Here is a 14,176-nt window from a genome sequence, read left to right as displayed (position 1 = left end):
TTGATATGTTATTATAAAAAAATTATTAGTGAATAATTGAACCGAGATTCAATATCGAGAAGTATAATATACAAAAATTGTAGGTAGCTTATATGAATTTAGCAGAATATTCTGACCGCTTTGACATTGAGGCTGCCTTAGCCCGATTTTCTGGAGATAGTGAACTGCTCAGTGAAGCAATCGCAATTTACAAAGAAGAAGCCGTTAAGCACCTTAAAGCTATAGGTGAAGCGCTTCAAGTCGGCGATATGGAAAAAGTTTGCATTCTAGCCCATACGCTAAAAGGAGAATCAGGAGCTGTCGGGGCAATTGCTGCCCAACAAAGAAGTTCCTCTCTTGAAACGGCTATTAAAAACATAGATAAAGATAGAGTTAACGAGCTTTACAGAAAAGTTTCGGAAGAGGTTTCAATTGCGCTGCAAGTATTGCCGGATGTGATCGAATAAAATGTGAAAAGCTAACATTATTTGCGGACACCCTTCCATTTTTTGAAAGAATATTATAATTTTAATTATTCATAATTTTTTAGCTGAAAATAAAAAGAAACAAGAATGAAAACTATCCTTCTCATTGATGACGATCCAAAAATGCTGGATCTTCTCAAACACTATTTGAGAAAAGAGTCTGTATATATTCTATCCGCACCTGACGGAGAAGAAGGCTTGGAACTATTCACAGCTAATGCTGTAGACCTTGTCATAATTGACATTTTCATGCCCAATATGGATGGAATTCAGACAATACTTGAGATCAAACAAAAGAAGAGTGATAGCCAAATATTGGTAATTTCAGGAGGCGGAGAATACACAGGGCTGGAATATCTTAAACAGGCCAAAGCTCTCGGAGCTAAAGAAGCGCTGGTAAAGCCGTTTACTCAGGAAGATTTTCTAAAAACCGCACACAAGATGATTGGTTAGTCATATATTTTAACAACAAAAGAAACCGGACTTGATACGACATCAAACCCGGTTTCCAGTAATTCTAATTAAAAACTAATCTATCTATATTGATAAGCTATGCTGATTCAAGTTCAGCCGCAGCTTTTTCAACAGCTTCGACAAACTCACGTCTAGCCTGATAAATCTTTTCAGCAATTTTATCATCATGCAGAGCCAAAATCTGAGCAGCCATCCATGCGGCATTCTTTGCTCCGACTTTATCAAGAGCAAGTGTTCCGACTGGAAATCCCGGAGGCATCTGGACTGTCGCAAGAAGCGCATCCATTCCGCCGAGAGCAGAGCCGCAAATAGGCACTCCAAGCACGGGTTTGATAGTTTTAGCAGCCACGGCTCCCGCAAGATGAGCGGCAAGTCCGGCGGCGCAGATAAAAATCTGACATCCTTCTGCTTCTAAATCCTTCACAAGTTTCGCAGTCCTTTCGGGTGTGCGGTGTGCGGAAGAAACTGTGAAAGCATGGGGAATGCCAAGTTTGGTCAACAAGTCGGAACAGGGCTGCATTGTCTCTCTGTCAGAGATGGACCCCATAAAGATTGCTACTTTTACTGCACTCATTTTTTAAGACCTTTATTTCCTATGTCACGACGGAAATACGCATCCTTGAAGGAGAGCTTTGATACAGCTTCGTATGCTCTGACCTGTGCCGCAGCAAGATCAGAACCGAGAGCTGTTACTCCCAGTACGCGTCCGCCGTTGGTAAGAGTTTTGCCGTCTTTGTAAGTTGTTCCGGCCTGAAAAACCTTCACACCTTCAACCTGCTCAGCTTCATCAAATCCAGTAATCTCCATTCCCTTTTCATAAGGTCCGGGATAGCCGCCGGCAGCCATTACAACACATATGGTTGTTTCAGGCTTCAGCTTAACTTCCACTTCTGAGATTCTGTTTTCAACACAAGCAAGCATGATCTCGGCGATATCACTATCCAGACGCATAAGTAGCGGCTGGCATTCAGGATCACCGAATCGAACATTATATTCAAGAACAGAAGGGCCGTCAGGGGTATACATAAGTCCGGCGTAAAGGATACCTACAAAAGGCTCCCCTCTATCCGCCAGAAGTTTGAGTACCGGTTTAATGACCAGTTCTGCTGTTTCTTCATATTTTTCACGAGGCAGAATCGGAGCAGGGCTATATGCGCCCATGCCGCCGGTATTAGGCCCGGTGTCCCCTTCGCCCACAGCCTTGTGGTCTTGAGCGGAAGGAAGAAGTGCGTAATCTTCACCGGAACAGAATGCCAGAAAAGAAGCTTCTTCACCTTTCAGCGCTTCCTCAACGACAACTCTTTCACCGGCAGATCCGAACTCTTTTTTAATCATCATTGATTCAAGAGTTTCAATTGCCTCTTCAACAGTTGAAGCAACAACAACTCCCTTACCTGCGGCTAACCCGTCAGCCTTGATTACAATCGGAGCGCCTTTGCTTTCTACAAAAGATTTAGCACGCTCAAATTCATCAAAAACCTGAAACGGAGCTGTAGGAACGCCGGAATCACGCATAACCATCTTTGAGAAAGCTTTACTTCCTTCAAGATTGGCAGCGTATGCTCCGGGACCAAAGCAAGGAATACCCTCTTTGCTGAGAGCCTCTTTAATGCCCAGAACAAGCGGCAATTCAGGCCCTGCAACTACGAGATCTATTTTATTTTCTTTAGCAAATTTAACCAGTCCGGGTAAATCATCGTCTTTGATCGGAACGTTAGTACCTTCCAGACGAGTTCCCCCGTTTCCCGGTGCGATAAAAATTTCAGAAACTTTTGGACTCTGCCCGAGCTTCCAGGCAAGCGCGTGTTCCCTTCCGCCTGAACCGACTATAAGTACTTTCATGATTTCTCTCTCCACTGATTAAGCTAGGGCTCACTTAGATAAATATCGGCATTTTGGCAAGAAAAGCTATACGGTAATCCGCACATCCGCAGCAATAACTCCCAGCACTTCACCTTTTGAATTAAGAAAAGGCCCGGACACTGTGATACAATTATGTCCGGAAGCTGCGGATTTATAAACATCAGAAATATACAAGGTCTTATCTTCAAGCGGGCCAGAAAACCAAGGACGTTTGGACCAATTTTTACCGAATGAAGACTTATCTTCTTCATACTTCTGTCCATGACCGGAAATATTGCTGACTGTCTGAACTCCGCTCTGATCGGTAATATACAAAAGTTCAAGGAATGGATTGCTGCGCACAGCCCGCCTCATTGCTCGTTCCTGCAATTCACGGGAACGTGACTGAACATCCGGCGACTTGGCAAGCAAGCTGATAACTTCCTGAACTTCACCATTACCAACCAACTGGAATACACCTATCATATCATCAAGGTCCGATATGCGTCCACCAAGAACGGTCACGGATTCAGTTGCGCCGGACATGGCTTCATCTGTTTCATCAGAAATAGAATGAACTCCAGTTATTGCTTCTCTTACAATGTTGCTGGCTTCCGCCTGCTGCACTGCTTCCTCCGCAATCTTGCGAACCCTTTCAGAACTTTTACCTGCGAGCGAAACAATTTCAACAAGAGCTTCACCGGACATGGAAGCTAAATCAGATGCCTCCCCGGCAAGACCTGCAATAGAATCTACTCCGGCAATTGTGTGCTCAACATGTTTCTGAATTTTACCTATTTCGGTTCCAACGTCGCGGGTGGCGTCCATAGTCTTTTCAGCAAGGTTACGGACTTCATCCGCGACAACGGCGAATCCGCGTCCGGCATCACCGGCTCTGGCAGCTTCAATTGCAGCATTCAAAGCCAGAAGATTAGTCTGATCAGCAATATCAGAAATAACATTCATAATATTCCCGATTCCGTCAGCCTGTAATCCTAGACCGGCAACAAGCCCATTAAGCTCGTTTGAATTTTCAAGAACAGATCCGATGGATGAAATTGTTTTCTTAAGCACAACTTCACCGGACTGAGCTTGTGTTGCAGCGCTTTCAGCATCGTCAGCCGCAGCTTCCGCGCGTGATGCTGACTGGGTTATGGACACATCAATCTGTTCCATTGAGGATACAACCGAAGCCAGCAATGACTGCTGTCTTCCTGCCCCGTCACGAGCGCGAACAGAAGCATCTCCAAGGAGTGCGGACTCATTGCGGATTCCTTCGACAGCAGTTTCCAAAGTTTTTGCGGCGGAAAGTAACCCCTTGCAACGAGCCTCTTCAGCCTTACCACGAGCCTCGTCAGCAAGCCGATATGCTTTCCTTTTCTTATCTTTTTGTATCTTAAGATGTTGTTCGGCATCATAAAGTTTAACAGTCAAATCTTTTACAAGCTCGCCCAGCACCACAGCTTCGGGATAATTTTTAAAAACTGTTTCTAAATCACCTTCAAATGTTTGCCCGCCGGATAAACATTTCATCCACTCATTTCCTGATGCGCAATCTCTGCACGCCCGCGCACCGAACACAAAATCGACCACAAGAATCATTGCCAATCCGCCGGCAAAAAGACCTGCCAAAGGCAGCACACTGTCAGATTCAAACAATTCCGGCATAAAAACTAGAAATAAACCAAGAATCAGAATAATTAAAGCGTCTATAATCATATGAATTATCGTCTTATAAAACACGAGATACTCCCTTGAAAAAAACTTTTTAATGCCATTTATTGAGCACTCGAAACTGCATATTCCAAAGCAACCACAAGCTCCTTTACATACTCACTGTCTTCAATCTTACCCCAACCCGAGTTTTCCACATGAAACACATCAAACACACTGCTTCCGGTGGTAGAAATCCTTGCCATCCGCAGATCAACATTCATACGTGAGAAAGTTACAGCCATATCATAAAGTATTCCTGAACGATCTTGAGTCCTTACTTCAATGATGGTGCATAATTCACTTGAATCATTATCCACAGAAATCTGAGTGGGAACTTTTTGGGAATTTGTCTTCGCAAAAAATGAATTTCGTTTCTTATGCAGCCTGTAATCAAGTGAAAGCCGACCAGTCATGGCATACATTATGGCCCTTTCCACACGCGCCCAAAGATCCGTTGGAGCGCTTTCGGCTGAGGGACTTTCAACTGTAAAAATGTTCACAGCGGTCCCGTCAGACCATGAAAAAATATCCGCAGAAAGAATATTTATTGAATGAAGAGCCAGCACTCCGGCCTGTGCAGCAAAAAGAAAATCCTGATCCCGGGCTGTAATCACAATTCTTGTTCTGCCGTCAGCAATATTTTCAACTGAACGAACAAGATTCAACCCTTTCCCGCCCTTTCCGCACGGCTTGCGAATCAAATCTTTTTCATAAGCCGCATTAAACTCAATAACCTGCTCTATGTGACAAACAATTTCTTCCGGCTCCAGACTTAAAAGATACCTGTCCGGCATTGCATCAAGCATTAAGTCTACTAATGAACCTTCCATAATTTCGGAGGAAAGAATCTTAACTCTAGCTCGTGTTTCACCAATTTTTTGATCATTATCAAACTCATGAACAGACGCTTCCGCCAGAATCTGCTCCAGCCCAGAGTAGAGTTCTCTAAGCAGTGATTCGCTCCACGAATTCCAAACGCGCGGGCCTGTCGCCATTGAATCAGCCATTGAAAGAATAAAAAGAAGTTTCAGCCTTCGGGTGGTTCCAACTTTGCGGGCAATTTCAAGCAACGAGTCGCCATCACTTAAGTCAATACGCCTTGCCCCCTTAACGAGCAGCAGGTGCTCCCGTACAAGGAAAATGATGTCATCCTTAAACTCAGAGGGGAAAGTGGTCCGTGATAGTATTTCTGCCGTTATTTCAGCACCGCGTTTATGATGGTCACGACCGCCTTTTCCTATGTCGTGAAAAAAGGCACCGAGCATCAATATATCGAGATCAGCGGGAGTAAGAGTTTCCCCTTCAAATTCATCTTTATTTATGTCGCAGCATTTATGAACGGTTAGCAGTGAATGTCTTCCGGGTGGATAGCGATGATATCCATCATACGGAATCAAAGCCGCAACTTTGGAAAATTCAGGCAGGAAAGAATTAAACACACCGCTGTCGAGCATTTCGAGCGAAGAACGCCAGCCATATGGAGCTTCTAAAATTTTAATCAATAAATTTAGAACATCACCTAAACAAATATCTATTTCACTATTAAGGTTCGCGACAGCCCGTCTGGCTTCACGAGTTAAAGGGTTGCCATTTCGAGATTTTATTTTAAAAAGATTGAGGGCTGATTTTAAACTGATTGGGCCGGACCATTTTATAAACTGCTGTGAATCTTTAATGAATGATTCCCGGTAGAGAGCATCTCCCATAGACCGGATGCGAATCATTGCCGCATGCAGCTCATTTAAAAGATCGTTCCCGCGCTTTCCCGGAGAATATCCCTTTACTCCGCAAAGAGAAGCTACGTCGGCAAGCCTTTCAATATCCAGACGATCCTGCTTGCGCCCTGCGGTCAGGTGCAACGCCGAACGAACTCTTATTAATAATGTTTCGTCTCTGCGCAAATCAGCAAGATCATCAGAATTTAACGGTAAGTAATCGCCTTTTACACCGGCACACCAATGCACAAACTGAACATCGCGAAGAGTTCCCCATCCATTTTTCAAATCCGGTTCAAGAACAACCGAATCCATACCAACTCCCACAGCCTTACGATTCTCCCACAGAGTCCTGCAAAAAGAATCTCCTGCTACGGGTAAAACCTTCTGAGTAAATTCACCCGAAAGAGTTTTAAACAATTCTTCATTTCCGGCGATAAACCGTAAATCCAAAAGCGACGCCAACACTTTAAAATCACTCTTTGCAAGCTCTATATTCTGCGGAACACTGCGCACGCCGTGCCCTACCTCAAACTTTAAATCCCACAAAGGGTGGAACAAAAAGGCGGCCAGATTTTCAAGGACATCCGCCTTTGACAAATCTGTAAGCACCAAAACATCCAGATCGGAAAAAGGTGAAAGCTTACCTCTGCCGTAACCGCCCACCGCCAGCACGGAAAGCCCGGTACAATCAGGTAAAATTCCTTTTACAACTGCTTCTGCAAGTCTGGCGTTGAAATAACAATCCACCAGAAGAGCCATTCGCTGAGAGAAATCCTGCGGCATACTCTTAGAGCATGCCGCAAGGAGAGCATCCCGCCCTGCACGAAGATTTTCAATCGATGCTTCCGAGCCGGACAAGTTCGACATTAGATTGCATCCAGCCCCGTTTCACCGGTTCTGATACGCACAACTTCGTCAACAGATGTAACAAATATTTTACCATCACCGACTTTTCCGGTCAGTGCGGAGTTGCGCACAGCTTCAAGCACTTCAGGAACCCTCTCAGCCTCAACCACTATTTCAATCTTAGTCTTGGCAATAAAATCTACCTGATACTCAGCTCCGCGATACACTTCTTTATGACCGCCCTGACGACCGAAACCTTTAACTTCAGTGACAGTCATTCCTTTCAAACCAAGTGCGGCAATAGCTTCCTTCACATCATCAACCTTAAACGGCCTGACTATAGCTTCTATTTTTTTCATAATTGTAACCTCTTAAAAATATTTAGAACTGATACCCAGCTTCACTGTGCTCCGCGACATCAAGTCCGATGGACTCAGCTTCTTCGCTGACGCGAAGGCCGCAAACAGCATCGACGACTTTAAGAAGTATCCAGCTCATGACGAAGCAATACCCCCATGTGCAGACAACAGATTCAAGCTGAATCCAAAGCTGTGCAGGATTTCCGTAAAACAAACCCTCTGCCCCCACGCTCGCGAAAAGACCGGTTGCAATTGCGCCCCATGTTCCACCAAGGCCATGAATTCCTACAACGTCGAGGGAATCATCATACTTAAGAATAGATTTCAACAGAATGCCACCATAACAGATTATACCGCCGCCGAATCCAATAAGAATTGCAGCCATCGGCGTGACAAATCCGGCAGCAGGAGTAATAGCAACAAGCCCTGCGACAGCACCGGAAGCCGCCCCCAAAGTTGTCGCTTTGCCACCATGCAAACTTTCAGCAAGCAACCAGCCGAGAAGTCCGGCGGCGGCTCCGAGGTGAGTTGTCACAAAAGCATTTGCTGCAATACCGTTTGCAGCAAGAGCGCTGCCTGCGTTAAATCCGAACCACCCGAACCACAAAATCCCTGCTCCGAGCAAAGTCATAGGCAGATTATGCGGAATGAATGACCTCTTTCCGTACCCTTTTCTTTTTCCGATCACTAAGCAGGCTGCAAGAGCTGCTGCTCCTGAACTCATATGGACAACGGCTCCTCCAGCAAAGTCCAGCGCACCTCTTTCCCCCATCCAGCCTCCGCCCCAAACCCAATGACACATGGGGGCGTATACAAAAATGATCCATAAAGAAGAAAAGATCAGAAGAGCCTTAAATTTCATACGCTCAGCAAAAGCTCCTGTGATAAGCGCAGGGGTAATGACCGCAAACATACCCTGAAAAATCATAAATAAAAGATGGGGCAGATTATCAGCCGGACTGTTCAGCGTATCAATTCCAACACCGTCCAGAGCAAAGAAATTCATTCCACCGATAATACCGCCGATATCATCGCCAAAGGCCAGAGTATAACCGATGACGGCCCATATAATTGAAACAAGACCGAGCATCACAAAACTCTGCATTATGGTGCCCAAAACATTTTTATTCCGCGCCATGCCCGCATAAAAAAGTGCAAGCCCCGGAGTCATAAACATTACCAAGGCGGCACAAATAAGAATAAATGAAGTATCCGCTGCATTCATTTTTAAACCCTCCCACTCATCTCGACATTTTACTATTTTTTACATTTATGTATTTTGATATCGTCAAAAAACATAATATTTGCCAATTTTGCAAAAAACTAATTCAGATACGCATATTCTAAACGTATAGAGCACTCTTCGTGCCAAATAAGAACAAAATAAGTCAAATTATACATATTTGACATTTGGTGAACATTAAATGCAGAGATGAGGAAGGATTTTATACATTTTAGACAAAAAGAAAGCGGTGCTTCCATATAAAAGAAACACCGCATCATTCTACTTGTTTTTCACCCCAAATGGGATAAATTTATCCAAATCATTTATAAAAAGTTAACATTATTCCTTACCTGTTCATCGAATATACAGCTAACTGATTTCTTATCTTTTACATGGAGAAGCTCATGTCCGCTTGCAAATTGAAATACATATTTACGATCGCGCTTCTGTTAATCGGCACAGTTGCGCACACCGCTCCTTTACAGGTGACGGTTTCCATTGTTCCACAGAAGTATTTTGTAAAAAAAATTGGAGGAGATCTAGTTGATGTAAATATAATGGTCAGACCGGGCCGTAGCCCTGCCATATACGAGCCACAGCCTCGACAAATGGCGCAGCTCAGCAAAGCGGCTATCTATTTCGCCATAGGGGTTCCGTTTGAGCAGGCATGGCTTCCAAGATTTAAATCTGCAAATACGAACTTAAAAATCGTTCATCTCAGTGAATGCGTCGTCAAACAACCAATGCAGGAACATCTCCACGGAGAAAAAGAACATCGTGACCATAGCGAAAATTTCCTCACAGACCCGCACATATGGCTGTCTCCGCCTCTGGTCAGAATCCTATCCATTCAAATCAGAGACTCTCTGATAGAAGCAGACCCTCAAAACGCAAATATTTACAGGAAAAATTATTATACATTTGCTGAAGAGATTGATGAGCTGGACAATGAATTGATTAACACCTTCAAGGGCTCAACCAACCAGCAAAGCTTTATGGTCTACCACCCTTCATGGGGATATTTCGCAAGAGCTTACGGACTCAGACAAATACCTATCGAACTGGAAGGCAAAGAACCCAGCCCTAAAGAAATGACTCATATAATTGATTTTGCCCGTAAGAATTCAGTCTCAACCATATTCATTCAGCCGCAATTCTCAAGGAAGAGCGCACAGGCAATCGCCTCTTCAATAGGTGCAAGAATTCTGGTCGCAGACCCTCTGTCCGCAGATTGGGATGAAAATCTCAGAAAAACAGCCAAAGCCTTTCTTAACGGCTCCCGCTGATCATATAAAGAAGGGTAAAGACAAATAGAAAAGACGAGACAGGATAAAACAAGACTGGACATAAAAATTTAAAATAACGAATAAATTAGAACTACTCAAAAAGACTCGAGGGCCAGGAGTAATAACACGGGCATAACCCGAGCTTACATCCTGTACGCAAGGTACTGCCCACCTTGAAACAACTTAGCTATCGAGCCTTTTTGGGAAACCCTAACTTTTCGAATTAAAAACTAAGTACAGCCAGAAGAGTAAGCATAAATGTGACAGGCCCGCGAAGTATAAAAGAAGCAGTCACAGACTTAGGCATTTCCGCTGCAATCTTTGACCGGAGAGCCTTAAATTCTCTATTCATTTCGCGGTCTTTTATTGTTCTGAGAGATCTGGCCTGACGGGATTCGCCTCGAAGCAGTTCCATATCTTGCCTGTGAACTGTAAGCAGGCTTTCAATATTATTCATGAAAAAATCACTCCATCTTATATACTGAACAACTCAACCGGATTATCTTAAGAGGATTGTGAACCGGGGAGACCCGAAGGGGTCGGGGAGGTGGAGTGGGTCCCCCGGTCCATACTTGACTAACAAGCTAACTTCCTTAAAGCACCATCCATGCCAAAACTTGATATTTACGTTAAAAAGAGCGCCACACTATACAGGCCACCGTTCTTGTTATTTTAAAACTATCCCATCTCCTTCTTTTCAAACCTTGATAATTCATTAACTTTACGATATATCATAAAAAAACCCAAATAACACAAACACGACAAAAGAAAAAAACAAATGACCATTTCAATCGACGACTACAAAGAATTATCGCAAGAACTGGACCCTGAAAAATTACAGAAAACCATTCTCAACCTACTTTTGAAACTACAAAATGTTGAGCGGGGTTCGCTTTGGATTGAACGGGACAACATGTATGAATGTGTTGAAGCTCTAGGCCATCAAAGTGAAGAACTTAAAGGTATCAAGCTTAATCCTAACAAAAAAAGCATTGTAGGGTGGGTCATTCAAAACGGCAAAATGACTATCGCTGAAGCTGGAGCAGATACCAGACACAACAGCCAGTTTGAACATAATTTTAAAGTGAAAAGTAAACATATATTATGCTTTCCGCTTCTACTTAAAGGCAAAGAAGTCTACGGAGCGGTTCAGGTCATTGATACCAGTTCGGACGGAGATCACTTAAACCTGAATCCTGAATATCTCACAATGCTTCAAGATGTTGTAGATATAGGGTCTATAGCCCTGCGCAATTCTTTAGAATTTCAAACACAACAGCGCAAATACGCACAACTCAGCAGGACTTTAAGCTGCCTGAGAGAAAAAAACTCTATTGTGGGCAAAAGCGCCTCAGTCAATAAAGCTCTTAAGCTTGTTAAAAATTACGCCGCAACAAACTATCCGGTCCTTATTTCCGGGGAATCCGGAACAGGTAAGGAACTTTTCGCCCAAGAAATCCATGCCCAAAGCGGACGGGCTGATAAACCTTTTTTAACCCAGAACTGTAGCGCGATACCGGAGAACCTTCTTGAAAGTGAATTGTTCGGATATGTAAAAGGAGCTTTCACCGGAGCTACTGCAAACAAGTTAGGGCTTTTTGAAGCAGCAGACGAAGGAACTGTTTTCCTTGATGAAATCGGAGATATGGACATCAATCTTCAGGCAAAAGTCCTTAGAGTTCTTCAGGAAAATGAAATAAAACCACTCGGAGGAACTCGCACCCGCAAGGTAAATGTTCGCATAATTTCAGCAACGAACCGTAAACTGGAAGAAGAAGTACGCTCTGGACGGTTCAGAGAAGATCTTTATTACCGATTGAATGTTTTACCTCTGAAGCTCCCCAACCTAAACGAAAGACAAGAAGACATTCCCCTGCTGACCGAATACTTCTTAACCAGAGAAGCTTCCTTCAGCCACATGCTGCCTAAAAAATTAACCCCTGAAGCTAGGACCGCCATGAAAAGTCATAAATGGCCGGGCAACATTCGAGAACTGGAAAACGCAGTTAAACAATTTCAGGCCATGGTTCCCGGAGACACTATTCAACTGGCAGACCTGCCCCCTCACATTGCTTCTCCCGTGACTACCCCCTCAATAAGCACCCTGACTCAGAAACGAGGTTCCGCTCTTCGCTCCAGCAGCAAGGAGACCCCTGCAATGGACATTTCTGTGCTTACATGGACTGAACTTGAATCAACATATGTCCTGAAACTTTTAGAAAAACATAAATGGAACGTCAGTCAGGCTGCACGAGCCGCCAATCTCAATCGCTCTACATTTGATTCGCGCATGAAGAAGCTCGGCATTACTAAAAATATCGATCAGTAAGCCTGAGATTCATCCCGATCAAAGTATAACGCCGCTTACGTGAAGGTTCATACCACTTACAGTAAAACCTCTGGACGGCTCAGTCGCGGGGGTGCTATTATTACTCTTGATTAAAATTCCTGAAATCCAGCCATCTTCGCCCTGTGAATGCGCTGGCATGTCGGGTTAAAACCTATTGTAATGACAGATTATAAGCTTCCCATACTTCTTCATGGGTGAATTCCCACTTCAAGGATTTATCAAATGCTCCTTCTTGGAATAGACGTCGGCGGAACTCATACTGATGCAGTGGCTTTAGGCCCGGACCGTATAGAAGCTCAGGTTAAAGTCGCAACTAACCATGACGACCTCCTCTCTTCTATCAAAAATGCGCTAGGTGAAATTGTCCGCCAAACCGACCCGGCACGCATCAAACAGCTCAATCTAAGTACGACCCTTTCTACAAACGCCATTGTTGAAGGGAAGTTTGAAGATGTCGGAGTGATTGTTTCGGCAGGCCCCGGACTCGACCCGCATTCTTTTATGACCTGCAAAGATTTTCATGTGATCCCCGGATCGCTTGATCACCGCGGCTCAGAAACCAAACAACTGAACAACCTTGCTCTCGAAGAAGCTATTTCCTCCTGCCGTAAGTCCGGCGTCAAGGTTTACGCAGCAGTTACAAAATTTTCTCCGCGCAACCCTTCTCACGAAAAAGCAATAGAACTTGCCGTGGGTGACAACGCTGATTTTATAACCCTCGGACACCAGATTACAGGGCGCTTAAATTTCCCCAGACGCATTGCAACAGCCTTCTATAACTGCGCTGTCTGGCGAATTTTCAACAATTTTGCAGACGCTATTTCTGGCACACTTGAGGAAATGGGACTGGGGCACATAAAGGTCAACATCCTTAAAGCTGACGGCGGAACAATGCCGCTGCCTTTATCCAGAAAAGTTCCGGTTCAATCTATTTTTTCCGGCCCGGCCGCGAGTGTAATGGGCATTATAGCTCTTTGCAAAATCACCCACGACTCCATCATCTACGATATCGGCGGAACAACAACTGACATTGCCATCTTTGTCGGCGGCACGCCCCTTATCGAACAGGAAGGAATCAACATCGGCTCCTACCCGACACTGGTGCGCGCACTAAAAGTTCATTCCATCGGGGTCGGAGGAGACTCCGCTATTTCGATTCTTGAGGGGATTATCAGAGTTGGACCGACAAGACTCGGACCTTCTATTGCTTTCGGAGGAAAAACCCCGACTCTCACAGACGCTCTTATCTGGAAAGATTCATGCGACTGCGGAGATATCGGCAAATCCAAAGCAGGATTTGCGGCTTTTGCCTCTAAAATGGACATAGATCCTGAAGAACTGGCTGATAAAGCAATTGAAAACGCCATTAATAAAATTCACGATTCAACCCGTGAACTTGTGGAAGAAATTAATCAGCAACCAGTTTATACCATTCATGAACTGCTTGAAAACAGACGCATAGTTCCACGTAAAATTTATATGATGGGCGGCCCAGCCAAAGCCATGAAAATGGATATTTTCCGCAAGTTCCGGCTTTCTACGGAAGTGCCGGAAAACTACGATGTAGCAAATGCAATCGGCGCGGCTTTGACTCGAACCACCACCGAGATTGAACTTTTTGCCGACACTGAACGCGGCGTAATGTTCATCCCCTCACTTGGCTACAGAGAAAATGTTCCCCGCAACTACAAACTTGAAAACGCGGAAAAAGACGCCATGAACCACCTGCTCGCCCATCTTGGCGAAATGAGCGTTGCCGCAGACGGGGCCAATGCGCTCATAACATCGTCTTCCTCTTTTAATATGATGAACGGATCTACCACTGTGGGCAGGAATATCAGAGTTAAATGTCAAATCAAACCCGGCGTGGTCCGGACATATTCATAAAACGGAGTT

The 14,176-nt window shown here is 44.4% G+C and carries 13 protein-coding genes; 5 read left to right on the top strand and 8 right to left on the bottom strand.

Annotation, left to right across the window (positions count from 1 at the left end; translation table 11 throughout):
• Nucleotides 1-92: 92 nt before the first annotated feature.
• Entirely contained in the window at nucleotides 93-446 is a 354-nt protein-coding gene (locus BLT41_RS04360) for an Hpt domain-containing protein (protein WP_092158593.1), read from the top strand.
• 105 nt (nucleotides 447-551) lie between these two features.
• On the top strand, nucleotides 552-917 hold the full coding sequence (locus BLT41_RS04355; protein WP_092158591.1) for a response regulator transcription factor: 366 nt from the start codon (nucleotides 552-554) through the stop codon (nucleotides 915-917).
• Nucleotides 918-1,014: 97 nt separating this feature from the next.
• On the opposite strand, the gene purE is transcribed toward BLT41_RS04355, so the two are convergent.
• The 6 genes from purE to BLT41_RS04325 all read right to left on the bottom strand — a co-directional run bounded on the left by purE (nucleotide 1,015) and on the right by BLT41_RS04325 (nucleotide 8,644).
• Nucleotides 1,015-1,512: a 5-(carboxyamino)imidazole ribonucleotide mutase gene (gene purE, locus BLT41_RS04350; RefSeq protein WP_092158589.1), complete on the bottom strand. Its 498-nt coding sequence runs from the start codon at nucleotides 1,510-1,512 to the stop codon at nucleotides 1,015-1,017.
• Nucleotides 1,509-2,780, bottom strand: a complete 1,272-nt coding sequence (gene purD, locus BLT41_RS04345; protein ID WP_092158587.1) for a phosphoribosylamine--glycine ligase — start codon at nucleotides 2,778-2,780, stop codon at nucleotides 1,509-1,511. The genes purE and purD overlap by 4 nt, the downstream gene beginning before the upstream one ends.
• A 66-nt stretch (nucleotides 2,781-2,846) precedes the next feature.
• Complete coding sequence (locus BLT41_RS04340; protein ID WP_092158585.1) at nucleotides 2,847-4,523, bottom strand: methyl-accepting chemotaxis protein; 1,677 nt, start codon at nucleotides 4,521-4,523, stop codon at nucleotides 2,847-2,849.
• A gap of 35 nt (nucleotides 4,524-4,558) precedes the next feature.
• On the bottom strand, nucleotides 4,559-7,081 hold the full coding sequence (locus BLT41_RS04335) for a [protein-PII] uridylyltransferase family protein (RefSeq protein WP_092158583.1): 2,523 nt from the start codon (nucleotides 7,079-7,081) through the stop codon (nucleotides 4,559-4,561).
• On the bottom strand, nucleotides 7,081-7,419 hold the full coding sequence (locus tag BLT41_RS04330; RefSeq protein WP_092158581.1) for a P-II family nitrogen regulator: 339 nt from the start codon (nucleotides 7,417-7,419) through the stop codon (nucleotides 7,081-7,083). The genes BLT41_RS04335 and BLT41_RS04330 overlap by 1 nt, the downstream gene beginning before the upstream one ends.
• 22 nt (nucleotides 7,420-7,441) lie before the next feature.
• On the bottom strand, nucleotides 7,442-8,644 hold the full coding sequence (locus BLT41_RS04325; RefSeq protein WP_092158579.1) for an ammonium transporter: 1,203 nt from the start codon (nucleotides 8,642-8,644) through the stop codon (nucleotides 7,442-7,444).
• Nucleotides 8,645-9,048: 404 nt separating this feature from the next.
• Here BLT41_RS04325 and BLT41_RS04320 point away from each other — a divergent pair, with 404 nt between their 5' ends.
• Nucleotides 9,049-9,930 (top strand): metal ABC transporter solute-binding protein, Zn/Mn family, encoded by an 882-nt coding sequence (locus BLT41_RS04320; RefSeq protein ID WP_092158577.1) that lies wholly within the window; start codon nucleotides 9,049-9,051, stop codon nucleotides 9,928-9,930.
• 223 nt (nucleotides 9,931-10,153) lie between these two features.
• On the opposite strand, the gene BLT41_RS04315 is transcribed toward BLT41_RS04320, so the two are convergent.
• Nucleotides 10,154-10,387, bottom strand: coding sequence for a hypothetical protein (locus tag BLT41_RS04315; protein WP_092158575.1), 234 nt, complete (start codon nucleotides 10,385-10,387; stop codon nucleotides 10,154-10,156).
• Nucleotides 10,388-10,708: 321 nt separating this feature from the next.
• Here BLT41_RS04315 and BLT41_RS04310 point away from each other — a divergent pair, with 321 nt between their 5' ends.
• A complete protein-coding gene (locus BLT41_RS04310) occupies nucleotides 10,709-12,259 on the top strand; it encodes a sigma-54-dependent Fis family transcriptional regulator (RefSeq protein ID WP_092158573.1) in 1,551 nt (516 codons plus the stop codon).
• 18 nt (nucleotides 12,260-12,277) lie between these two features.
• Here BLT41_RS04310 and BLT41_RS17400 read toward each other — a convergent pair whose 3' ends face one another.
• The gene (locus tag BLT41_RS17400) at nucleotides 12,278-12,418 is read right to left on the bottom strand and encodes a hypothetical protein (RefSeq protein ID WP_170830302.1); all 141 of its coding nucleotides are present in this window, start codon (nucleotides 12,416-12,418) and stop codon (nucleotides 12,278-12,280) included.
• Nucleotides 12,419-12,502: 84 nt separating this feature from the next.
• Here BLT41_RS17400 and BLT41_RS04305 point away from each other — a divergent pair, with 84 nt between their 5' ends.
• Nucleotides 12,503-14,167: a hydantoinase/oxoprolinase family protein gene (locus BLT41_RS04305; RefSeq protein WP_092158571.1), complete on the top strand. Its 1,665-nt coding sequence runs from the start codon at nucleotides 12,503-12,505 to the stop codon at nucleotides 14,165-14,167.
• Nucleotides 14,168-14,176: the final 9 nt, after the last annotated feature.

It is taken from the genome of Maridesulfovibrio ferrireducens, assembly GCF_900101105.1.
GTDB lineage: Bacteria > Desulfobacterota > Desulfovibrionia > Desulfovibrionales > Desulfovibrionaceae > Maridesulfovibrio > Maridesulfovibrio ferrireducens.
The sequence above is the reverse complement of the archived record's forward strand: the minus strand, read 5'-3'. Positions and strand labels throughout refer to the sequence as shown.